Below are 20788 nucleotides of genomic sequence, written 5' to 3'. Positions count from 1 at the left end.
CCCATGTCCCGCATCGGACGCGTCGAGCGCACCACCAAGGAGACCTCGGTCCTGGTCGAGATAGACCTCGACGGCACCGGGAGGACCGACATCTCCACCGGCGTCGGCTTCTACGACCACATGCTCGACCAGCTCGGCCGGCACGGCCTGTTCGACCTCACCGTCAAGACCGACGGCGACCTGCACATCGACACCCACCACACCATCGAGGACACCGCCCTCGCGCTCGGCGCCGCCTTCAAGCAGGCGCTCGGCGACAAGGTGGGCATCTACCGCTTCGGCAACTGCACGGTGCCGCTGGACGAGTCGCTCGCCCAGGTCACCGTGGACCTCTCCGGCCGGCCGTACCTGGTGCACACCGAGCCCGAGGGCATCGCCCCGATGATCGGCTCGTACGACACCACGATGACCCGGCACATCCTGGAGTCCTTCGTGGCCCAGGCGCAGATCGCGCTGCACGTCCACGTGCCGTACGGGCGCAACGCGCACCACATCGTGGAGTGCCAGTTCAAGGCGCTGGCCCGGGCGCTGCGCTACGCCGCCGAGCGCGACCCGCGCGCGGCCGGAATCCTCCCGTCCACCAAGGGTGCGCTGTGAGCAATACTGCGATGATCCTCATCTTCGTCGGCCTCTTCCTGGCCGGCGGAGTCATCTCCTTCTGGAAGCAGAAGCAGTCGAAGAGCGTCATCCTGGTGCTGGCCTTCGGCGCCGTGATGTGCCTGGCCTCCGGCCTCATGCGCCTGTAACACCCGCCGTAGAGAGACTGGACACCTGAACATGGGCAAGAACGTCGTCGTCCTCGACTACGGCTCCGGCAACCTCCGCTCCGCGCAGCGCGCCCTGGAGCGGACCGGGGCGGACGTCACGGTCAGCTCCGACTACGACACCGCGATGGCCGCGGACGGCCTGCTCGTCCCCGGCGTGGGCGCCTACGAGGCCTGCATGCGCGGGCTCAAGTCCGTCCGCGGGGACTGGATCATCGGCCGCCGGCTCGCCGGGGGCCGACCGGTCATGGGCATCTGCGTCGGCATGCAGATCCTCTTCGAGAAGGGGGTCGAGCACGGCGTGGAGACGGCCGGCTGCGACGAGTGGCCGGGCGTCGTCGAGCCGCTGGAGGCCCCCGTCGTCCCGCACATGGGCTGGAACACCGTGGACGTCCCCGAGGGCAGCCGGATGTTCGCCGGCCTCGACCCGGAGACCCGCTTCTACTTCGTGCACTCCTACGGGGTGCGGCACTGGGAGCTGGAGACCCACAGCGCGCGGATCAACCCGCCGCTGGTCACCTGGGCCACCCACGGGCAGCCGTTCGTCGCGGCCGTCGAGAACGGCCCGCTGTGGGCCACCCAGTTCCACCCCGAGAAGTCCGGCGACGCCGGCGCCGCCCTGCTGACCAACTGGGTCAACACCCTCTGACTTTCTGAGAGTTGGATCTCTGATGAGCCTCGAACTGCTGCCCGCCGTCGACGTCCGTGACGGCCAGGCCGTCCGCCTGGTCAAGGGCGCCTCCGGCACCGAGACCTCCTTCGGCGAGCCGCTCGCCGCCGCCCTCGCCTGGCAGAACGCCGGCGCCGAGTGGCTGCACCTGGTCGACCTCGACGCCGCCTTCGGCACCGGCAGCAACTACGAGCTGCTGCGCGAGGTCACCGGACAGCTGGACGTCAAGGTCGAGCTGTCCGGCGGCATCCGCGACGACGAGTCGCTCGCCCGCGCGCTCGCCACCGGCTGCACCCGGGTCAACCTCGGCACCGCCGCCCTGGAGGCCCCCGAGTGGGTCGCCAAGGCCATCGCCGAGCACGGCGACAAGATCGCCGTCGGCCTGGACGTGGTCGGCACCACCCTGCGCGGCCGCGGCTGGACCCGCGACGGCGGCCAGCTCTTCGACGTGCTGGCCCGGCTGAACGCGGAGGGCTGCGCCCGCTACGTCGTCACCGACGTCAACCGGGACGGCACCCTGACCGGCCCCAACCTCCAGCTGCTGCGCGACGTCTGCGCCGCGACCGACCGGCCCGTGGTCGCCTCCGGCGGCGTCTCCTCGCTCGACGACCTGCGCGCGATCGCCTCGCTCGTGGGCGAGGGTGTCGAGGGCGCCATCGTGGGCAAGGCACTCTACGAGCAGAAGTTCACCCTCGAAGAGGCCCTGGAGGCGGTTTCAGGATGACGGACGGTCGGATCGTACGCGGGCAGGTCGTAGCCGGTCGGGGCGAGGCCGGGCAGGTCGTGGCCGGTCGGGTCGTGGCCGGTCGGGTCGGCGGATTCTCCCCGTGGGAGGACGAGTTCGGCTACTCCCGGGCCGTCGCCGCGGGCGACCACGTGCACGTGGCCGGCTCCACCGCCTGGGTGGACGGCCGGATCGAGCACGAGGGCGACCCGTACCGGCAGACCCTCGCCGCGTTCGGCGTCGGGCTCACCGCCCTGGCCGCGTACGGTCTGACCACCGACGACGTGGTCCGCACCCGGATGTACATCACCCACGTCCGCGACGCCGAGGAGGTGGGCCGCGCCCACCGCGAACTCTTCGACGCCGCACGCCCGGTGGCCACCATGGTGGTGGTCGACGGGCTGATCGACTCCCGGATGCTGGTCGAGGTCGAACTCGACGCGTACCGGTCCGGACTGGCAAAGACCCTGGAAGCCCCGGAAATCCCGGACGCCCCGGAAGTTTCGGACGTCCCGGAAGCCTCGGAAGCCCTGGAAGTTGTGGAAGGCGAACAGCCGTGACCCTCGCAGTACGTGTCATCCCCTGCCTGGACGTGGACGCCGGGCGGGTGGTCAAGGGCGTCAACTTCCAGAACCTGCGCGACGCCGGCGACCCGGTCGAGATGGCCAAGCTCTACGACGCCGAAGGCGCCGACGAGCTGACCTTCCTCGACATCACCGCCTCCTCCGGCGACCGGGAGACCACCTACGACGTGGTCCGCCGCACCGCCGAACAGGTCTTCATCCCGCTCACGGTGGGCGGCGGCATCCGGGCCGTCGAGGACGTCGACAAGCTGCTGCGGGCCGGCGCCGACAAGGTCGGCGTCAACACCGCGGCCATCGCCCGGCCGGAGCTGGTCCGCGAGATCGCCCAGCGGTTCGGGCGGCAGGTCCTGGTGCTCTCGGTGGACGCCCGGCGCTGCCCGCCCGGGACGGAGACCGAGTCCGGCTTCGAGGTCACCACCCACGGCGGGCGGCAGGGCACCGGGCTCGACGCCGTCGCCTGGGCGGGCCGCGCCGCCGAACTGGGCGCGGGCGAGATCCTGCTCAACTCGATGGACGCGGACGGCACCAAGGACGGCTACGACCTGGAGCTGATCCGGGCCGTGCGCAAGAGCGTCTCGGTGCCGGTGATCGCCTCCGGCGGCGCGGGCAAGCTCGCGGACTTCGCGCCGGCCGTCGACGCGGGCGCGGACGCGGTGCTGGCCGCCAGCGTGTTCCACTTCGGGGACCTGCGGATCGGCGAGGTCAAGGGCGCGCTGCGGGAGGCCGGGCACCCGGTGCGGTGAGTTCTTCGCGGTGCTTGTTCGCGAGCGCGTTTTGCGAACGCGAACAGGCACCGTGTCCGTTGTTCCTTCGCTCAGGCCTGGTTCGGGTCGCCCTTGATCAGCGCGAAGGGGGCGCCGTTCGGGTCCGCGACCCACGCGATCCGGCCGACGTTCTTCACGTTCTCGGGCCCCATCAGCACCGAGCCGCCGGCCGCCGTCGCCTTGGCCACCCGCGCGTCCACGTCCGCGGTCGCGAAGTACGGCGTCCAGGCGGACGGCTGCGCCGGGGCCATGGTCGGCGCGATGCCGCCGAAGCTGGTCGCCTGCTGGTCGCCCTCGGCGGTGGAGACCACCCGGTAGCTCATCCCCGGCGACGGCTCGAAGTTCTCCACCCGCCAGCCGAACAGCTTCTCGTAGAAGGCGAAGGCGACGTCCGGGGCGGAGGTGTGCAGCTCGGCCCAGACCAGGGCGCCCTCCTCGGACACCGCGTCCAGCCCCTTGGTGCTCCCCGCCTGCCAGACGGCGAAATCGGCGCCCTGCGGGTCGGTGAGCGCGGCGAACCGGCCCTCCTGCATGACGTCCGACGGCGGCACCCGGACGCCGGCGCCGGCCTGCTCGGCCGCCTTGGCGGTGGCGTCCGCGTCGGCGGTGCGGAAGTACGTCGTCCACGCGGACCGCGCGCCCTGGTCGAGGTGGCCGATGGCGCCGACGGTCCTGCCGTCCAGCTGGACGAACCCGTAGCCGCCGGTCCCGGGGATCTCCAGGAACGTCCAGCCGAACACCTGGTTGTAGAACCCGGCGGTGGCGGGGATGTCCGGGCTGCCCAGGTCGATCCAGCAGGGCGAGCCGATGGGGAAGTCGGTGGTGAGCATGTGCGGGGTGCCCTTCGACGGAGGGACGGCCGGGCGTGCCCGGGTCGGACCCCGGCCACCTGCGAGTCTGCACCCGGGGTCTGACATCCGCAGCCGGGGGAGGCCGCCGGGGCCCGCTGTGAGCCGCGTCACTTCCCCGCCCGCCGTGCAGCAGCCGGCGGGCGGGCGCCGTCAAGAGGGTGGAAAAGACGGCGGCAGAGAGTGAGGCCACGGGTGAGGCTGCGCAGGGGCAGTCCCGGGATCGACTTCGTCGAGTTCGTGGAACAGCGTTCGGGCGCGCTGTTCCGCACGGCGTACGTGCTCACCGGGGACGCCCACACCGCGGAGGACCTCGTCCAGGAGGCCCTGGAACGGGCCTGCCGGCACTGGCGGCGGGTCGCGCGCGCCGAGGTGCCCGAGGCGTACGTGCGCCGGATCCTCGTGAACCTGGCCAACGACCGCTGGCGGCGCCTGCACCGCTCGGGCGAGCGCCCCGCGCCGGAGCCCGCCGTCGAACACCCCGACCCCCGCGACGCCTACCGGTCGGTGGAACTGCGCGCCGAACTCGTCGCGGCGCTGCACACCCTGCCGATGGGGATGCGCACCGTGGTCGTCCTGTACTACCTCCACGACCTGGGGGACCGGGAGATCGCGCAGACCCTCGACATCTCCCCGGGCGCCGTGCGCTCGCAACTCTCCCGCGGGCTCGCGAAACTGCGGGCCGCGCTGCCCAGGCAGGACGCCCCGTCCGCGTCGTCGACCCCGCGTGAAGGTGCGTGATGATCCGCTTCCCGCCCCAGGACCCCGTCCCCACCCCAGGGCCCGACCCCGACTCCGACTTCGACAAGGAACTCCTCGCCGCCATGACCCTGTTCGCCGACACCACCGCCACCCCCGTGATCGACGCCGCCGGAATCCGGCGCACGGTCCGCCGGCGCACCGCCCTCACCGGGGCCGCGGCCGTGGCGGCGGTGGCCGCCATCGCCACGGGCGCGGCCCTGCTCCTGCCCGGATCGCCGAGCGGCGGCGACCGCCCGGCCGGGACCGCGCCGGCCCCGGCCGTCCACTCCGCGCCCCCGTCCCCCTCCGCCTCCCCTTCCTCCCTTTCCGCGACCAAAGGCACCCCGTCCCCCGTCGCCCCGCCCGCACCCGGCGCCACGACCGTGACCGTCCCCCCGGTCGCCGGCCTGACCCGGGACGCCGCCACCCGGCTGCTCGACGCGGCCGGACTGCACTACGAGGTCCACGAACTCACCGACTGGAAGCTGCCCGCCGGTTCGGTCATCAACTCCGCGCCCCTGCCCGGGCACACCACGGCGACGGACACCCCCGTCCAGCTCTTCATCTCCAAGGGCCGCCCCGGAAGCTGACCGCCCGCGCCCGCGGTCCCGCCCGCGAGCGTCGCCCCTCGGCATGCCGAGAGGCCACACCGGCTTCCGCTGCTCTGCTACTTCGGGGGCAGCGGCAGGACGTGGCGGAGGGCTTCGAGGGCGTCGGGGTCGCCGTCGACGGTGAGGGTGGTCCGGGCGCCCCGGCCGTAGGTGAAGAGCACGAGTTCGGCGGGTTCGCCGGTGAGGCGGACGGTGGGGGAGCCGGCGGGGCCGACGGTGAGGGAACGGCCGTCGGGGTGGACGAGCGCCAGCCGGACGGGGGAGCGGCGGCCGGCCTCCAGGCGGGCGATCATGGGGAGACGGCGCCAGAGGGCCTCGGCCCGGCCGGGCGGGACGGGCTGCGGGGTCCAGTCGTCGGCCGCGCGCAGCACGTCCTCGGCGTGGACGAAGTACTCGACGGTGTTCGCCGCCTCGTCCGCGCCGGGCAGGGCGAACGGCGAGTAGACCGGAGGCCCGGCCCGGAACAGCCGCACCAACTCCTCGTACGGCCGCTCGGCGTACCCGTCCTGCACCCGCCGCGTCCAGCCGGCCAGCGCCCCGACCCGGATCCCCGCCGCCGCATCGGGCCGCCGCTCCCGGACCACCAGGTGCGCGGCCAGATCCCGGGTCGTCCACCCCTCACAGAGGGTGGGGGCGTCCGGCCCGGCAGCGGTGAGGAGTTGGGCGAGCCGGTGGCGTTCGGCGAGGGCATGGTTCGACATGGTGGAAGCCTATGGGCTCATCTGCCCACCGGGCCCGGTCGGTTGCGGCGCAGCGCCGACCCGTTCGGATGCGGGCCCTCCGAACACCGCTTGGAGCAGGTCTCGCTGTGCTCCTGGTACCGCCGGCTCCGCCCGCGAGGACCCGGAGCTTCTGCGCGAGGGCGGGCAGGACCGGTCCCCAGATGCCGTGGTCGCCCCACGAGCCGTGCACCAGGACCAGCGGCTCGCCGTCCCCGTCCACCTCGTAGAGGAGCTCGACGCCGTTCACCGCGACCCGTGGCATGTCCGCCCTCCTCGCCCGCAGGCGGTGGTCGCCGCCGGGGCCATTGAGGCACCCCGGGCCCGGCCCCGCAACCGCGACTGGCCCGACACCACGCACACGGCCGCCCCGCGCGATTGGGCGGATCAAAGCCCTGACGGGACGGAAGCCCGAACCGAGACCACGGAGCCGTCGGTCGGGCAGCCGGCCGACTCCTCCCGGGTCGTGGTCGGGAGGGTGTCGCCGGGGCCGACGGGGTTCTGTATCGGGTGGGTATCAGGGAGCGCTTGGTTGTCCATCGAATGGGCGCGCCGGTCCGTGCGAAGGGGCGGACAGGGTGCGGGAGTACGGCGGCCCCCCTCGGTGGTCGGGCCGATCGCACCTGGGATGACCTGGGGTTTCGCGTAGGAGAGGGGGTGTGGGAATGGCGTCGCAGGTCCTGCCGCGCGCCGGGGGCGTGTTCGGTGCCTGCCGTATCGTCCCCTTGTGGCTGCCGTCCCGTGGGCAGTCGGCTGGTCACCGGACCGTTCGAACAGGAGCCATCCGCCCGTGTCATCTTCCGCCCCGGCTGGGGCTTCCTCGCGCCCGGTCCGCGTGCTGCTGGTGGAGGACGACGATCTGATGCGCCGGTCCTTCACGGTCGCGCTGGAACGTTACGGCTATGAGATGGCGGCCGCCGCCGACGGTCTGAGCGGGCTGGAGATCTTCCGTGACGGGAGTTTCGACCTGCTGATCCTCGACGTGATGCTGCCTGGGCTGGACGGGATCGGCCTGTGCAGGAGAGTCCGGGAGACCAGCCTGGTACCCGTCCTGATGATGTCCGCCCGTGGCGACGGGCTCGATGTCGTCGCCGGCCTGGAGGCCGGGGCGGACGACTACGTGGTCAAGCCCGTGGACACCTACGTGCTGGTCGCACGCATCCGCTCGTTGCTGCGGCGGGCCACCTACACGCCGTCCGCCGCCTCTCAGCCCGAGCGCGTCACTGCCGGGGCGCCGCCCGCCGACGGGGAGGTGCTGGTGTTCGGGGACCTGCGCCTCGACACCGCCGGACTGGAGGTGGCCGTCGCCGGAGAACCGGTGGCGCTCACCCCGACCGAGCTGAAGCTGCTCCTGGAGTTCGCCGCACACCCGGGCGTGGTTCTGGAGCGGCACACCCTGCTGCGCAACGTCTGGGACTACGGCTGGGACGGCGACAGCCGGGTCGTGGACCTGTGCGTGCAGCGGCTGCGCAGGAAGCTGGGGCGGGAGCGGATCGAGACGGTCCGCGGCTTCGGCTACAAGTTCAGGCGCTGAGCCCGGTGCGCGGGTTCCGCCGGCCGCGGCCGGCCCGGGCGTCCCTGCGGTGGAAGATCGCCGCGCTGGCGGCGGCCACGGCCTGCCTGGTCGTGGCGGCGGTGGGCGTGCTCGTGCACCTGTGGACCGCCCGCGACATCCGGAGCCGGGCCGAGGCGCAGGCCTTCAACGCCGTGTACTCGGCCATGGACGTCTACCGACGCACCGGAACCCTGGCGGACGGAGCCGGACTCGACCCGGCCGAGCTGCCCGCCGAGCTGCGCCACCCGGCCGACGACGCCCGGCACACGGTCTACGACGGGCGGGTCGACGGACCCCTCGGGCCGAGCGTCTGGGCCGCCCAGCGAACCGCCGGCCCCGGCAGCCCGGTCCTCGCCGTCCGGGTCAACACGGGCCCGCAACTCTACGGACTGCACCGGCTCGACCTGACCATGACCGTCGCGTCGCTGGTCGCGCTCGCGGCGGCCACGCCTCTGGCCGTCTACGGCGCCGGGCTGGTCGCCCGTCGGCTGCGGCAGGTCTCCGAAACCGCGGTCCGGATCTCCGCCGGTGACCTCGATGCCCGGACCGGGCCCACCGGGGGCAACGACGAGGTCGCCGACATCGCGGCCACCGTCGACCTCATGGCCGACAGCCTCGGCCGGCGGCTGCGCACCGAGCGCCAGTTCACCGCGGACGTGGCTCACGAGCTGCGCACACCCGTCGGCGGCCTGCTGGTCACCGTCGACCTGCTGCCGCCCGGCGAGACCGAGGACCTGCTCCGCGCCAGGGTGCGCGACCTGCGCGCCCTGGTCGAGGACCTCCTCGAGATCTCCCGCCTGGACGCCGGGGCCGAGCAGCCGGTCCGCGCCCGGGTTCCGCTCGGCGAGGTCGTCGCCGATGCCGTGGCGCGCACCGGCCTCGACGCCGAGGTCACCGTCGCCGCCGCGCACGGCCCGGCCGCCGCGTACGGCCCGGAGGACGCGCACCGCTCGGAGGACGCGACGACCGTGGAGACCGACCCGCGCCGCCTGGAACGGATCGTCAGCAACCTCGTCGTCAACGCCCACCGCCACGGACGGGCCCCGGTGCGGGTCACCGTCGAGGGCCGCACCGTCGTGGTGCGCGACCACGGCCTCGGCTTCCCGGCGGACCTGCTGCTCCACGGCCCGCGTCGCTTCCACAGCGGCGCCGCCGGGCGCGGTTCGGGCCACGGCCTGGGCCTGACCATTGCCCTCGGACAGGCTCGGCTGCTCGGCGCCGAGCTTCGCCTGGACAACGCCCCGGACGGTGGGGCCGTCGCCACTCTGCGCCTGCCGGCCTGACCGCCCGGCTCCGCGGAACCGCTACGAAGCGGAGCGGACGCCGATACACGCCGGCGCGGGTCCCGATACGTCGCCCGGACACCCTTCGAAGTGCACCGTCCGCACCGAAGAGGAGTCCCCGTGACCACCGTCCCCCTCACCCCGTACCCGCCGAACCCGGCCCCCGGGATCGCGGCCGCCACCACCGACCTGACGAAGGTCTACGGCAGCGGCGACACCCGGGTCGTGGCCCTGGACCGGGTCAGCATCGGCTTCCGGGAGAGCGAGTTCACCGCGATCATGGGCCCCTCCGGCTGTGGCAAGTCCACTCTGATGCACTGCGCCGCCGGGCTCGACACCCCCACCTCCGGCGGCGTCCGCATCGGCACCACCGAGCTGGGCTCCTTGCGCGACCGGCCGCTGACCCGGCTGCGCCGCGACCGGATCGGCTTCGTCTTCCAGGCGTTCAACCTGCTGCCGACGCTGACCGCGCTGGAGAACATCACGCTGCCGCTGAGCATCGCCGGCCGCCACCCCGACCGGCAGTGGCTGGACCGCGTGGTCTCCATGGTCGGCCTCTCCGGGCGCCTCGACCACCGGCCCGCGCAGCTGTCCGGCGGTCAGCAGCAGCGCGTCGCGGTCGCCCGCGCCCTCGCTTCGCGGCCCGCGATCGTCTTCGGCGACGAGCCCACCGGCAACCTCGACTCCCGCTCCGGCGCCGAGGTCCTCGGCTTCCTGCGCGACTCGGTGCGCGAACTCGGCCAGACCGTGGTCATGGTCACCCACGACCCCGTCGCCGCCGGCTACGCCGACCGCGTGGTGTTCCTCTCCGACGGACGGCTTGTCGACGAGATGACCCGCCCCACCCCGGACCGGGTCCTCGACGTCATGAAGCGCTTCGACACCCGCGCCCGCACCAGCTGACCCGCGCCCGCACATCCCCGTCGCTCCCATGCCCCGTCCCTCCCACGCCCCCGGAAGCCGAACCCATGCTGAGAACAGCCGTGCGCAACGTCCTGGCGCACAAGGCCCGACTGGTCATGACCGTCCTCGCGGTCTGCCTGGGTGTCGCATTCGCCAGCGGCACCCTCGTCTTCGCGGACTCGGCCGCGGCCGCCTACCGCGCCGCCGCGTCGAGGAACTTCGCCGACATCGCGGTCACCGTCACCGCACGACAGGCCCCGGCCGGGTCCGCCGCGGACCAGCCGGACAGCGTCCTCGACGACGCGCTCGCCCGGCGACTGGCCGCCGTCCCCGGTGTCGCCGCCGTGCGGCCGTCCGTCGACGGCCGGGCCGCCCTGAACGCGGCGGACGGTACCCCGTTGCGGGTCAGGCCGGGCGCGAACCCGGCCGCCGCCTACGTACCCGGCCCCGACGGCGAGGACCGCCGCCACCCCCTCGCCGCTGGCCGTGCCCCGGCTGGCGGCGACGAGATCGCCGTGGACAGCGGCACCGCTGCCGCCGGGCACCTGCACGTCGGTGACTCGGTCACGCTGGCCACCGACGGCCCGGCCATGACCATGCGGCTCGTCGGCGTCGTCACCACCACGGACACCCGGGTGCTCGCGGGCGGCACCCTCGTCCTGTTCGACCGGGCGACCGCCCAGCGGCTGTTCGCCACTTCGGGCCACTACACCGCGATCGACCTGTCCGCCGCGGCCGGCACCGGCCAGTCCGAACTCGCCCGGCGGGTCGCCACCGTGCTCCCGCCCGACAGGGCCGAGGTCACCACCGCCGCCGCCCGGGCCGCCCAACAGGCGGTCTACGTCGGCACCCTGACGCGGGGCCACCAGAAGATGCCGACGGTCTTCGCCGGAATCGCGCTGTTCATCGGGTCCTTCCTGGTCATCAACACCTTCACCATGCTCGTCACCCGGCGCACCCGGGAGATCGCGTTGCTCCGGGCGATCGGAGCCTCACGCCGTCAGGTGGTCCGGTCCGTCCTCGTGGAGGCCGTCCTGGTCGGGCTCGCCGCCTCGGCGGCCGGGTTCGTCCTCGGCCTCGGCATCGCCGCCGTCCTGCCCGGCCTGCTGAGCACCGGCGGGGACCTGCTGCCCGACGGCCCGCTGGTCATCGGCCCGCGCCCCGTCCTGGCGGCGCTCGGCGTCGGGGTGGGGGTCACCGTGCTCGCCGCCTGGCTGCCTGCCCGCAAGGCCGCACGCGTCGCACCCGTCGAGGCGTTGCGTACGGCGCAGCAGCCGCCCGCCGGCCGGTTCCGCGTCCGCGCCGTCGCGGGGCTCGCCCTCCTCGCCCTGGGCGTCGGCCTGCTCGTCCCGCTCACCGGCGCGAAGGACGCCTCGGAGGGGAACCTGCGCGGCGCGATGCTCGGCTGCGGCGTCCTCGTCCTCGCCCTGATCGTGCTGGCGCCGCTACTCGTGGGCCCGGCGATCCGGCTGATCGGCCGCCTGACCGGCCGTTCCGGGATCACCGGCCACCTCGCACAGCAGAACGCGCTGCGCGACCCGCGGCGCACCGCCGCCACCGCCGCCACCCTGCTGGTCAGCACCGCGCTGGTGACCGGCCTCGCCGTCATCGGCAACTCCACCGGGCAGGCGCTCGACCGTCAGGCCGCGGCCGGCCTCGGCGCCGAATACGTGATCAGCACCCGCACCACCACGACCGGCGTCGACCCGGCCGCCGTCCAGCGAGTCGCCCACACCGCCGGGGTGCGGGCCGCGAGCGCCGTCGCGGACTCCGTCCTGTTCATCGGCGGCCGGGTCCGTGACATCTCCGGTGTCGACCCCGACTCCGTGGACGACGTCATGAGGCTCGACTTCCTCAGCGGCTCCGCGAAGGACCTCGGGCCCGGCCGGATCGCCGTCTCCAGCACCATCGCCCGGGAGAGCGGCCTGAGCACCGGCAGCCAGGTCGACGCCACCATCGGCCGGAGCCGGACCTTCGCCAAGTACACCGTCGTGGGCGTCTACCAGGACAATCCCACCGCCCACGACGCCCTCGGCGCCCGCGCCGAGGTGCAGCAGGACGGCTTCCTGCCGGACTCCGTCCAGCGGATCCTGGTCCGCACCGACCCCGGCTCGGTCTCCCCCGCCACCGAGGACCGGCTGCGTGCCGCCGTCGGCAACAACCCGCTGCTGAAGGTGCAGGACCGGCCCGCACTCGTCCGCGAGGCCGCGGGCACCATGGGCAACCTGCTCACCCTGATGTACGGGCTGCTCGCCATCGGCGTCGTGATCGCGGGGCTCGGCATCGTGAACACCCTGGCCATCTCGGTCGCCGAACGAACCCGCGAGATCGGTGTACTGCGCGCCATCGGCATGGACCGCGCGGGCGTCCGGCGGATGATCCGCCTGGAAGCGGTGACCGTCGCGGGCTTCGGCACCCTGCTCGGCCTGGCCGGCGGCCTGTTCGGCGCTTGGGCCGTCGGAGCGTTGGCCAACGGCGCGGTGAAGCAGTACTCCCTGGCGCTGCCCTGGGGGACCCTGCTCCTCGTCTGCCTGCTGTCCCTCGCGGTCGGCGCTCTCGCCGCCGCCGTACCGGCCCGCCGGGCAGCCGCCCTGAAGCCGCTCGAAGCCGTCGCGGAGGCGTGACCCCGGGCCCCGGCACGGCAATCGCGGAACGACGAAGGCCCCGGCCGGCGAACCGGTCGGGGCCTTCGTGAAGGCGGAGGATACGAGATTCGAACTCGTGAGGGGTTGCCCCCAATCTGGGGCCACCTGGCATCTCAGCTTCGAACCCCGCACCCGTGAACAGGTCGAAGCGATCACCGCCCGCTCCATCGACTCCGCGCGCGCCACCCCGCGCACCGAGTACTGCCTCGCCGTCACCCGGCGCGGTGAACACCGGCTGATCGGCTACGCGCGGCTGGCCACCGAGCCACAACAGGCCGCGACCATCGGGTTCGCCCTCCATCCGGCCGCGTGGGGCAAGGGCCTCGCCGCCTCGCCGTCCGGGCGAGGCAGCGAGGCGCGGGAATCTTTTCTCTCGGGGATTCTTTGTTTCTTCCGACCCCTTCCCCTGCGTGGGAAGGGGTCGGAAGAAACAATTTTCTTTTATTTGAATTTTCTCTATCCAGGATAGGTTTCCTGCGGCGTCACTTCAGGGTGCAGCCGGTTGGTGAGCCGGTCTCGGATGGCGGGTCTACCGACCTTCAGGTCCCGGCGGGCCGCCCGTACGGGGCGAGTTTGGCGAAGCGGCTGCCAGGTGGGGGTCGGGTGGGCCATCCTCGTGGCCATGACCTCCGAGCAGCCGCCGTCCGCAGTCGGCTCCCGCCCGTCCCGCGGCCTGGTCCTCACCGTTGCCGCCGTGCTGGTCGTCCTGCTCGCGGTGGTGGCCACCGCGGTGCTGTGGCCGGACGACAAGAAGCCGGCCGCCGCGCCGCCTCCGCCCACGCCGACTCCCACGGCCACCCAGGCGCCGACACCCACCCCCACGCCCACGCCGCAGCCGCCGTACGCGTTCTTCCCGGTCGGCGCCTGCTTCGACCACCCGCAGCTGAGCCCGGTGATCACCAAGCCCGAGGAGCGTCCTTGCGCCGGGGACCACGACGGCGAGGTGATCGCCGACCTCAAGCTCGCGGACGGGATCACCGGCGACATCCCGCTGGCGCTTGCCATGCGCGACGGCTGCAAGGAGGTCGAAGCCGCCGCCAAGGCCCGCCAGGGCGACGGAAAGACCTACTACGGCCGCCAGTTCGGCCCTGCCATGGCCAACTACCAGCAGGGCTGGCGTGACTACACCTGCACCCTGGCCGCCAGCAACAAGCAGGGCGGCCCCAAGCTCACCGCGCAGCTGCACCCGTAGCGGCTCCGGCGGGGGAGCGAGGCGGGTGCGGCGGGGCGGGCTGACACAATGGGGCGCATGTCCACCACACCCGCCGCTCCCGGCAGCACCGCCCTCGCCCCCGAGATCGCCGCGCGGCTCAAGCGCTCCGAGGACGGGCTGGTCCCGGCCATCGCCCAGCAGTACGACACCGGCGAGGTGCTGATGCTCGGGTGGATGGACGACGAGGCGCTGCACCGCACCCTCACCACGGGCCGCTGCACCTACTGGAGCCGCAGCCGCCGTGAGTACTGGGTGAAGGGCGACACCTCGGGCCACGTCCAGGCGGTCAAGTCGGTGGCCCTGGACTGCGACGGCGACACCCTGCTGGTCAGGGTCGACCAGAGCGGCGCGGCCTGCCACACCGGCGACCGCACCTGCTTCGACGCCGACGTGCTCCCGCTCTCCTGACCCCAGTCCACTCGAAGAACTCAAGAAGGTGCCGCCCGTCATGGATCTCGAAGCCTTCCGCAAGCTCGCCGTCGACACCCGGGTCATCCCGGTCACCCGCAGGCTCCTCGCGGACGGTCTCACCCCGATCGGCCTCTACCGCACCCTCGCCGAGGAGCGGCCCGGCACCTTCCTGCTGGAGTCCGCCGAGCAGGGCCGCAGCTGGTCGCGCTACTCCTTCGTCGGGGTGCGCAGCGCCGCCGCGCTGACCGTCGGCCCGGACGGCGGGGCCCGCTGGCTCGGCACCCCGCCGGTCGGCATCCCCACCGCGGGCGACCCGCTGGAGGTGCTGCGCGCCACCCTCCAGGCGCTGCACACCCCGCGGCTGGAGGACGACGGCCTGCCCCCGCTCACCGGCGGCCTGGTCGGCTACCTCGGCTACGACATCGTCCGCCGGCTGGAGAAGCTGCCCGACCTCAACCCGGACGACCTGGGCCTGCCCGAGCTGACCATGCTGCTCGCCACCGACCTCGCGGTGCTCGACCACGTCGACGGCACGGTGCTGCTGATCGCCAACGCCGTCAACCACAACGACCTGGCCAGCGGCGCGGACGAGGCCTGGGCGGACGCGGTGGCCCGGCTGGACGCGATGGAGGCCGAGCTGTCCAAGCCGGTCGACCCGGGCCTGGCCACCTTCACCCCGGCCGGCCCCGGCGAGGTGCACTCGCCGTTCGGCGGCGAGCCGTACCGGGCCGCGGTGGAGACGATCAAGGAGCGGATCCGGGCCGGCGAGGCCTTCCAGGTGGTGCCCTCGCAGCGCTTCGAGGCGCCCTGCCCGGCCTCCGCGCTGGACGTCTACCGGGTGCTGCGCACCACCAACCCCAGCCCGTACATGTACCTGTTCCGCTTCCCCGGGCCGGACGGCGGGGCCGAGGGCGGCTTCGACGTGGTCGGCTCCAGCCCGGAGGCGCTGGTCAAGGTCACCGACGGCGAGGCGATGCTGCACCCGATCGCCGGCACCCGGCACCGCGGCGACACCCCGCAGGAGGACGCGGAGCTGGCCGCCGAGCTGCTCGCCGACCCCAAGGAGCGGGCCGAGCACCTGATGCTGGTGGACCTCGGCCGCAACGATCTCGGCCGGGTCTGCGAGCCGGGCAGCGTCGAGGTGGTCGACTTCATGCACATCGAGCGCTACAGCCACGTGATGCACATCGTGTCGACGGTGACCGGCACGGTCGCCCCGGGGCGCACCGCCTTCGACGTGCTGACCGCCTGCTTCCCGGCCGGCACCCTCTCCGGCGCGCCCAAGCCGCGGGCGATGCGGATCATCGAGGAGCTGGAGCCCACCCGCCGCGGCCTGTACGGCGGCTGCGTCGGCTACCTGGACTTCGCCGGGGACTCGGACACCGCGATCGCGATCCGCACCGCGGTGCTGCGCGACGGCACCGCGTACGTGCAGGCCGGCGCGGGCGTGGTCGCCGACTCCGACCCGCACGGCGAGGACACCGAGTGCCGCAACAAGGCGGCCGCCGTGCTGCGGGCGGTCGCCACCGCCAATACGCTGCGGACGCCGGAACTGTCCTGACGTGTGAGGAGGCGGCCGGGATGCCCGAGGCGCCGTACGACGAGCTGCGCTGGGAGGCCGTTTTCGGGACGGCCTCCCAGATCCGGGAAGGGCTCGCGGGGGCGGGGCGGGTGCTGTCCGGGGTCCTGATCGACTTCCCGGCCGCGCACGGCCCGCTCGCCCCGGACCTGGTGGTGGTCGCCCCCGGCGCCGCCCGCACCGCCCGGGGCCGGTACGGGGCCGCGGACGCCGAGGCGGTGCTGGAGGTGGCGCACCCGGGCCGTGACCACGTCTTCGCGCGGGCCTGCGCGGAGAGCGGCGTGCCGCTGTACGTGGTGGTCGATCCGGCGGCGGCGGTCTGCACCGTGCACACCGCGCCGTCCCCCGAGGGGGTGTACCGGGAGGCGGAGCGGGTGCCGTTCGGCAACGACCTGTTCCTGCCGCTCGGCGGCCGCACGGTGGTGCTGCGGACGGACGGCTTCCCCACGCCGTAACCCACCCCGCCGGCCGACCCGCCCGCCGCCCCGCCCGCCGCCCCGCCCGACGGCTCGCCGGCCGGCCCGTTCCCCACCCCGGGTACGGACCCCGGCGTCGGTCGGGGGATAGTGGACGGGTGACCGCTGAGCAGACCCCCGCCCCCGCCGCCCCCAGCCGCCGCACCCTCGGCATCATGCTGCTGCTGACCGTGCTGAGCGCCGTGCTGGTGCTGACCGCGGTCGGGCGGACCTGGGCCGAGGGCCGGGCCGGCACCCTGGACGTGTCCGTCACCGGCGGCAGGATCTCCGAACTGCCCGGCGGGCTGGCCCTGGTGGGCCTCGCCGCGGCCGTCGCGGTGTTCGCGGTGCGCGGCGCCGGCCGGCTGGCGGTCGGCGCGCTGACCCTGCTGGCCGGGCTCGGCGCGGCCGCCGCCTCGGTGGCCGGGGCCGGCGACACCGCCGCGCTGGACGCCGAGGCCGCCCGCAAGCTGGCGCTGACCGGTTCGGCGGCCACCGAGGTCTCGCACACCGCCTGGCCCTGGGTCGCGCTGGTCGGCGGGGTCCTGCTGGCGCTGGCCGGACTGCTCACCCTGCGCTACGGCCGGGGCTGGCCGGCCATGGGCAGCCGCTACGAGGCGCCGACCCGCAAGGCCCCGGCGCGGACCGAGACGCCGGGCGACCTGTGGAAGGCCCTGGACCGGGGCGAGGACCCGACCGCGGTGTGAGCCGCGCGCACGTGACGCGGCCCGCGCGCATGTGACGCGATAGACCCGCCACCCGCTTTGGGCCGTCGGTGTGTGGCCCGGCACAATGGAACCCGTCAACCCGCCGGCGGCCCCGCAGGCCCGGCCGGGCCCCGAGAGCCAAGGAGCACCACTCAGATGGCAGCAGCAGCACACGGCCACACCACCGCCGCCTGGACCGGCGTCGTCATCTCCTTCGTCGGCTTCGGCGTCGCGGGCGTCGCCATGATCCTGCCGTCGGTTCTGCTCGTCTGGGTCGGCCTGGCGGTCATCCTGGCCGGCGGCGTGGTCGGCAAGGCCATGTCCCTCGCGGGCATGGGCAAGCAGCCCAGCGCCAACGTCTACAAGTCGGCCGAGGAGCAGCTCGCGGCCCGTGAGGCCCGCGCCGCCGTCGCCGCCTGACGACGGGCTCGTCGCACCACACGACCACACGTTTGTCGTACATCGGAACGGCGGGCGCGCCACGCCCGCCGTTTCGTCGTGTCCGGGCCCGACCCGGGCAGAATCGGGGCGTGAACGCCGCCCCCACCGCTTCCACCGCCTCCGCCCCGCCGCCCGTGCGGCGCCGGCTGAGCCCGCCGCTGACCGCGCTGGCGGCGGTGGCCGTCCCCGCCGCGTACGTCGCCGTGGTGGACCCGAACACCCCCGGGCACTACCCCGAGTGCCCGTTCCTGACCGCCACCGGCTGGTGGTGCCCCGGCTGCGGGGGGCTGCGCTGCGTCCACGCGCTGAGCCACGGGGACCTCACCGGCGCCCTGCACGACAACGCCGTCGTGGTCCTGCTGTTCGGCGTACTGGCGGTGCTGTGGCTGCGCTGGGGCTGGGCCGCGCTGACCGGCGGGCCGCCGCCCAGGATCACCGTCGGGGGCCGGCGGTGGGCGCTGATCGCCCTGCTGGTGCTGGTGTTCACCGTGGTGCGCAACTCGGGGGTCGGTGCCGGGCTGGCGCCGCCGCTGGTCTGACCGGGCCGCGCGACCGCCGCGTCCCGGCTGCCGTACCGCGGCCCCTGACCGTGGTCCTCGACCGCGCGGCCGCCGCTTCCCGTACGCCGTGACGCCACGTCCCGGCCACCGGTCGCGGCCGGCTCGGAGAGCGTCCGAAAACCGGTGCGAAGACCGTCCGAAAACCGGTGCACGCCCGGTGAAGCCGCAGCTGGGGACCGCCGGAGCGGGAGTCCGGTCCGCGAGACGCGGTTCGAACCGGTGCGCCCCCCGCCCCCGGGTGCCGATACCATCGAAGAGTCGGTGGGCTGTCGCCCGCCGGCTCGCGCCGGCCAACTGGCAGAAAAGATGGGGGCTCCTGAGTGAGTGTGCTCGACTCGATCATCGAAGGGGTCCGCGAGGACCTCGCCGAGCGGCAGGCCCGGGTCTCCCTGGACGAGCTCAAGGCGCTGGCCGCCAAGGCTCCGGAGGCCAAGGACGGCGTCGCCGCCCTCCGGGGCGACGGGGTCCGGGTGATCTGCGAGGTGAAGCGCTCCAGCCCGTCCAAGGGCGCCCTGGCCTCGATCGCCGATCCGGCCGCCCTGGCGGTGGACTACGCGGCCGGCGGTGCCGCCGCGATCAGCGTGCTGACCGAGCAGCGCCGCTTCGGCGGTTCGCTGGCCGACCTGGACGCCGTCCGCGCCGCGGTGGACACCCCGCTGCTGCGCAAGGACTTCATCGTCACCGCCTACCAGCTGTGGGAGGCCCGTGCGCACGGCGCCGACCTCGCGCTGCTGATCGTCGCGGCCCTCGACCAGCCGGCCCTGGTGTCGCTGATCGAGCGCGCCGAGTCGATCGGCCTCACCCCGCTGGTCGAGGTGCACGACGAGGAGGAGATCAAGCGCGCGGTGGACGCCGGCGCCCGGATCATCGGCGTCAACGCCCGCAACCTGAAGACGCTCGAGGTGGACCGCAACACCTTCGAGAACGTCGCCCACGCCATCCCGGACGGCATCGTCAAGATCGCCGAGTCCGGTGTGCGCGGCCCGCTGGACGTGATCAACTACGCCAACCTCGGCGCCGACGCGGTGCTGGTCGGCGAGTCCCTGGTGACCGGCAAGGACCCGCGCGCCGCGGTCGCCGACCTGGTCGCCGCCGGGGCCCACCCCGCCGTCCGGCACAAGGACTGACCCCCACCCCATGAAGATCGCCGCCCGACTCGCCCCCGGTTGCCGCCCGCGCGGCTGCCGCGCGCCCGCACGCCGGGTGCTGGGGCGTCGGGTGCGGTACGTCATCGGGTGCGAGCCCGGGCAGGTGCCGGGACGGCGATGGCGCGTGACGTCCGGCTGAAGCCCAGCCGGGAAGACGTCGTTGTCGTCCATCTCCGTTCAAGGGAAACCACCATGTCCGAAAAGGACTACCTGCCCGGCGCCCAGGTGCCGGACGCGCGCGGCTACTTCGGCGCGTACGGCGGCCGCTTCATCCCCGAGGCGCTGGTCGCCGCGGTCGAGCAGGTCGCCGAGGAGTACGAGAAGGCCAAGACCGACCCGGCCTTCACCGCCGAGCTCGACGCGCTGCTCAAGGACTACACCGGGCGCCCGAGCCCGCTGACCGACGTGCACCGCTTCTCCGCCGAGGCGGGCGGCGCGCGCATCCTGCTCAAGCGCGAGGACCTCAACCACACCGGCTCGCACAAGATCAACAACGTGCTGGGCCAGGCGCTGCTCACCAAGCGGATGGGCAAGACCCGGATCATCGCCGAGACCGGCGCCGGCCAGCACGGCGTGGCCACCGCGACCGCCTGCGCGCTGTTCGGCTTCGACTGCACCATCTACATGGGCGAGGTCGACACCCAGCGCCAAGCGCTCAACGTCGCCCGGATGCGGATGCTCGGCGCCGAGGTGGTGGCCGTCAAGTCCGGCAGCCGGACGCTCAAGGACGCCATCAACGAGGCGTTCCGGGACTGGGTCGCCAACGTCGACTCCACCCACTACCTGTTCGGCACCGTCGCCGGGCCGCACCCCTTCCCGATGATGGTCCGGGACTTCCACCGGGTCATCGGCGTCGAGGCGCGGCAGCAGGTGCTCGACCGGACCGGCCGGCTGCCCGACGCGGTCGTGGCCTGCGTCGGCGGCGGCTCCAACGCGATGGGGATCTTCCACGAGTTCATCCCGGACGCCGGGGTGCGGCTGATCGGCTGCGAGGCGGCCGGCGAGGGCGCCGAGACGCCCCGGCACGCGGCCACCCTCACCAAGGGGGACCCGGGTGTGCTGCACGGCTCCCGGACGTACGTCCTCCAGGACGAGGACGGGCAGACCATCGAGTCGCACTCGATCTCGGCCGGGCTGGACTACCCGGGGGTCGGACCGGAGCACGCCTGGCTGAAGGACACCGGGCGGGCCGAGTACCGTCCGGTCACCGACGACGCCGCGATGCAGGCGTTGCGGCTGCTGTCCCGCACCGAGGGGATCATCCCGGCCATCGAGAGCGCCCACGCGCTCGCCGGGGCGCTGGAGCTGGGGCGCGAGCTCGGGCCGGAGGCGACCATCCTGGTCTCGCTGTCGGGACGCGGGGACAAGGACATGCACACCGCGGCCGAGTACTTCGGGCTGTACGACGAGCCGGGGGCCGGGTCCGCCGGGCCGGCCGACTCCGCCGAGGGGGGTAAGTGATC

Annotated in this window: 25 protein-coding genes; 23 read left to right on the top strand and 2 right to left on the bottom strand. The window is 73.8% G+C overall.

What is annotated here, in order from left to right; translation table 11 throughout:
- Window positions 1-3 precede the first annotated feature (3 nt).
- The 6 genes from hisB to hisF are packed head-to-tail and all read left to right on the top strand — an operon-like array spanning window position 4 to window position 3485.
- Entirely contained in the window at window positions 4-597 is a 594-nt protein-coding gene (gene hisB, locus ACWDD9_RS08165; RefSeq protein ID WP_049650368.1) for an imidazoleglycerol-phosphate dehydratase HisB, read from the top strand.
- A gap of 11 nt (window positions 598-608) precedes the next feature.
- On the top strand, window positions 609-746 hold the full coding sequence (locus tag ACWDD9_RS08160) for a hypothetical protein (protein WP_049650367.1): 138 nt from the start codon (window positions 609-611) through the stop codon (window positions 744-746).
- Window positions 747-777: 31 nt separating this feature from the next.
- Window positions 778-1413, top strand: coding sequence for an imidazole glycerol phosphate synthase subunit HisH (gene hisH, locus ACWDD9_RS08155; protein ID WP_049650366.1), 636 nt, complete (start codon window positions 778-780; stop codon window positions 1411-1413).
- Between the two features lie 19 nt (window positions 1414-1432).
- Window positions 1433-2158: a bifunctional 1-(5-phosphoribosyl)-5-((5-phosphoribosylamino)methylideneamino)imidazole-4-carboxamide isomerase/phosphoribosylanthranilate isomerase PriA gene (gene priA, locus ACWDD9_RS08150; protein WP_107086387.1), complete on the top strand. Its 726-nt coding sequence runs from the start codon at window positions 1433-1435 to the stop codon at window positions 2156-2158.
- On the top strand, window positions 2155-2718 hold the full coding sequence (locus ACWDD9_RS08145) for a RidA family protein (RefSeq protein WP_380776779.1): 564 nt from the start codon (window positions 2155-2157) through the stop codon (window positions 2716-2718). The genes priA and ACWDD9_RS08145 overlap by 4 nt, the downstream gene beginning before the upstream one ends.
- Window positions 2715-3485, top strand: coding sequence for an imidazole glycerol phosphate synthase subunit HisF (gene hisF / locus ACWDD9_RS08140; RefSeq protein WP_049650364.1), 771 nt, complete (start codon window positions 2715-2717; stop codon window positions 3483-3485). The genes ACWDD9_RS08145 and hisF overlap by 4 nt, the downstream gene beginning before the upstream one ends.
- 71 nt (window positions 3486-3556) lie before the next feature.
- Here hisF and ACWDD9_RS08135 read toward each other — a convergent pair whose 3' ends face one another.
- Complete coding sequence (locus tag ACWDD9_RS08135; protein WP_375873978.1) at window positions 3557-4336, bottom strand: VOC family protein; 780 nt, start codon at window positions 4334-4336, stop codon at window positions 3557-3559.
- Between the two features lie 219 nt (window positions 4337-4555).
- Here ACWDD9_RS08135 and ACWDD9_RS08130 point away from each other — a divergent pair, with 219 nt between their 5' ends.
- Both ACWDD9_RS08130 and ACWDD9_RS08125 read left to right on the top strand, forming a co-directional pair.
- Entirely contained in the window at window positions 4556-5095 is a 540-nt protein-coding gene (locus ACWDD9_RS08130; protein WP_255357401.1) for a SigE family RNA polymerase sigma factor, read from the top strand.
- A complete protein-coding gene (locus tag ACWDD9_RS08125; RefSeq protein WP_449811130.1) occupies window positions 5095-5685 on the top strand; it encodes a PASTA domain-containing protein in 591 nt (196 codons plus the stop codon). The genes ACWDD9_RS08130 and ACWDD9_RS08125 overlap by 1 nt, the downstream gene beginning before the upstream one ends.
- A gap of 77 nt (window positions 5686-5762) precedes the next feature.
- Here the strand turns inward: ACWDD9_RS08125 and ACWDD9_RS08120 are convergent, their stop codons facing one another.
- The gene (locus ACWDD9_RS08120; RefSeq protein WP_074000941.1) at window positions 5763-6407 is read right to left on the bottom strand and encodes a TIGR03085 family metal-binding protein; all 645 of its coding nucleotides are present in this window, start codon (window positions 6405-6407) and stop codon (window positions 5763-5765) included.
- Window positions 6408-7287: 880 nt separating this feature from the next.
- Between ACWDD9_RS08120 and cseB the strand changes: the two genes are divergently transcribed.
- From cseB to trpB, 15 genes are all read left to right on the top strand, one after another.
- Window positions 7288-7959, top strand: coding sequence for a two-component system response regulator CseB (cseB, locus tag ACWDD9_RS08115; protein WP_234348271.1), 672 nt, complete (start codon window positions 7288-7290; stop codon window positions 7957-7959).
- A 5-nt stretch (window positions 7960-7964) separates the two neighbouring features.
- On the top strand, window positions 7965-9263 hold the full coding sequence (locus ACWDD9_RS08110; RefSeq protein WP_449811129.1) for a HAMP domain-containing sensor histidine kinase: 1299 nt from the start codon (window positions 7965-7967) through the stop codon (window positions 9261-9263).
- A 168-nt stretch (window positions 9264-9431) separates the two neighbouring features.
- Window positions 9432-10166, top strand: coding sequence for an ABC transporter ATP-binding protein (locus ACWDD9_RS08105; protein WP_074001196.1), 735 nt, complete (start codon window positions 9432-9434; stop codon window positions 10164-10166).
- A gap of 65 nt (window positions 10167-10231) precedes the next feature.
- Window positions 10232-12790 (top strand): ABC transporter permease, encoded by a 2559-nt coding sequence (locus ACWDD9_RS08100; RefSeq protein ID WP_449811128.1) that lies wholly within the window; start codon window positions 10232-10234, stop codon window positions 12788-12790.
- Between the two features lie 67 nt (window positions 12791-12857).
- Window positions 12858-13280, top strand: a complete 423-nt coding sequence (locus tag ACWDD9_RS08095; RefSeq protein WP_449811127.1) for a GNAT family N-acetyltransferase — start codon at window positions 12858-12860, stop codon at window positions 13278-13280.
- 153 nt (window positions 13281-13433) lie between these two features.
- Window positions 13434-14003, top strand: a complete 570-nt coding sequence (locus ACWDD9_RS08090) for a hypothetical protein (RefSeq protein WP_449811126.1) — start codon at window positions 13434-13436, stop codon at window positions 14001-14003.
- Between the two features lie 57 nt (window positions 14004-14060).
- Window positions 14061-14432: a phosphoribosyl-AMP cyclohydrolase gene (gene hisI / locus ACWDD9_RS08085; protein WP_074000946.1), complete on the top strand. Its 372-nt coding sequence runs from the start codon at window positions 14061-14063 to the stop codon at window positions 14430-14432.
- Between the two features lie 40 nt (window positions 14433-14472).
- Complete coding sequence (locus tag ACWDD9_RS08080) at window positions 14473-15996, top strand: anthranilate synthase component I (protein WP_049650355.1); 1524 nt, start codon at window positions 14473-14475, stop codon at window positions 15994-15996.
- A 20-nt stretch (window positions 15997-16016) separates the two neighbouring features.
- Complete coding sequence (locus ACWDD9_RS08075) at window positions 16017-16469, top strand: Uma2 family endonuclease (RefSeq protein WP_053111997.1); 453 nt, start codon at window positions 16017-16019, stop codon at window positions 16467-16469.
- A 176-nt stretch (window positions 16470-16645) separates the two neighbouring features.
- The gene (locus ACWDD9_RS08070) at window positions 16646-17176 is read left to right on the top strand and encodes a TIGR02234 family membrane protein (protein ID WP_241852746.1); all 531 of its coding nucleotides are present in this window, start codon (window positions 16646-16648) and stop codon (window positions 17174-17176) included.
- 156 nt (window positions 17177-17332) lie between these two features.
- Entirely contained in the window at window positions 17333-17596 is a 264-nt protein-coding gene (locus ACWDD9_RS08065; protein WP_049651218.1) for an HGxxPAAW family protein, read from the top strand.
- A gap of 110 nt (window positions 17597-17706) precedes the next feature.
- Window positions 17707-18156 carry a DUF2752 domain-containing protein gene (locus tag ACWDD9_RS08060; protein ID WP_049651217.1) on the top strand — a complete coding sequence of 150 codons (450 nt, stop codon included), beginning with the start codon at window positions 17707-17709 and terminating at the stop codon, window positions 18154-18156.
- 341 nt (window positions 18157-18497) lie between these two features.
- On the top strand, window positions 18498-19304 hold the full coding sequence (gene trpC, locus ACWDD9_RS08055; protein WP_049651216.1) for an indole-3-glycerol phosphate synthase TrpC: 807 nt from the start codon (window positions 18498-18500) through the stop codon (window positions 19302-19304).
- Between the two features lie 10 nt (window positions 19305-19314).
- Window positions 19315-19464: a tryptophan biosynthesis modulator TrpM gene (gene trpM, locus ACWDD9_RS08050; protein WP_188296911.1), complete on the top strand. Its 150-nt coding sequence runs from the start codon at window positions 19315-19317 to the stop codon at window positions 19462-19464.
- Window positions 19465-19517: 53 nt separating this feature from the next.
- Entirely contained in the window at window positions 19518-20786 is a 1269-nt protein-coding gene (gene trpB, locus ACWDD9_RS08045) for a tryptophan synthase subunit beta (protein WP_074000949.1), read from the top strand.
- The last annotated feature ends 2 nt before the right edge of the window (window positions 20787-20788 follow it).

It is taken from the genome of Kitasatospora sp. NPDC001119, assembly GCF_053598475.1.
Note: the sequence above shows the minus strand (reverse complement) of the source record. Positions and strands in the feature narration are given on the sequence as shown.

What these genes read in the sequence shown, in the direction of transcription:
- hisB (WP_049650368.1), top strand. Translation starts at nt 4, where the DNA reads ATGTCCCGCATCGGACGCGTCGAGCGCACCACCAAGGAGACCTCGGTC.
- ACWDD9_RS08160 (WP_049650367.1), top strand. Translation starts at nt 609, where the DNA reads ATGATCCTCATCTTCGTCGGCCTCTTCCTGGCCGGCGGAGTCATCTCC.
- hisH (WP_049650366.1), top strand. Translation starts at nt 778, where the DNA reads ATGGGCAAGAACGTCGTCGTCCTCGACTACGGCTCCGGCAACCTCCGC.
- ACWDD9_RS08145 (WP_380776779.1), top strand. Translation starts at nt 2,155, where the DNA reads ATGACGGACGGTCGGATCGTACGCGGGCAGGTCGTAGCCGGTCGGGGC.
- ACWDD9_RS08135 (WP_375873978.1), bottom strand. Translation starts at nt 4,336, where the DNA reads ATGCTCACCACCGACTTCCCCATCGGCTCGCCCTGCTGGATCGACCTG.
- ACWDD9_RS08125 (WP_449811130.1), top strand. Translation starts at nt 5,095, where the DNA reads ATGATCCGCTTCCCGCCCCAGGACCCCGTCCCCACCCCAGGGCCCGAC.
- ACWDD9_RS08120 (WP_074000941.1), bottom strand. Translation starts at nt 6,407, where the DNA reads ATGTCGAACCATGCCCTCGCCGAACGCCACCGGCTCGCCCAACTCCTC.
- cseB (WP_234348271.1), top strand. Translation starts at nt 7,288, where the DNA reads ATGCGCCGGTCCTTCACGGTCGCGCTGGAACGTTACGGCTATGAGATG.
- ACWDD9_RS08100 (WP_449811128.1), top strand. Translation starts at nt 10,232, where the DNA reads ATGCTGAGAACAGCCGTGCGCAACGTCCTGGCGCACAAGGCCCGACTG.
- ACWDD9_RS08090 (WP_449811126.1), top strand. Translation starts at nt 13,434, where the DNA reads ATGACCTCCGAGCAGCCGCCGTCCGCAGTCGGCTCCCGCCCGTCCCGC.
- hisI (WP_074000946.1), top strand. Translation starts at nt 14,061, where the DNA reads ATGTCCACCACACCCGCCGCTCCCGGCAGCACCGCCCTCGCCCCCGAG.
- ACWDD9_RS08080 (WP_049650355.1), top strand. Translation starts at nt 14,473, where the DNA reads ATGGATCTCGAAGCCTTCCGCAAGCTCGCCGTCGACACCCGGGTCATC.
- ACWDD9_RS08075 (WP_053111997.1), top strand. Translation starts at nt 16,017, where the DNA reads ATGCCCGAGGCGCCGTACGACGAGCTGCGCTGGGAGGCCGTTTTCGGG.
- ACWDD9_RS08070 (WP_241852746.1), top strand. Translation starts at nt 16,646, where the DNA reads ATGCTGCTGCTGACCGTGCTGAGCGCCGTGCTGGTGCTGACCGCGGTC.
- ACWDD9_RS08065 (WP_049651218.1), top strand. Translation starts at nt 17,333, where the DNA reads ATGGCAGCAGCAGCACACGGCCACACCACCGCCGCCTGGACCGGCGTC.
- trpM (WP_188296911.1), top strand. Translation starts at nt 19,315, where the DNA reads ATGAAGATCGCCGCCCGACTCGCCCCCGGTTGCCGCCCGCGCGGCTGC.
- trpB (WP_074000949.1), top strand. Translation starts at nt 19,518, where the DNA reads ATGTCCGAAAAGGACTACCTGCCCGGCGCCCAGGTGCCGGACGCGCGC.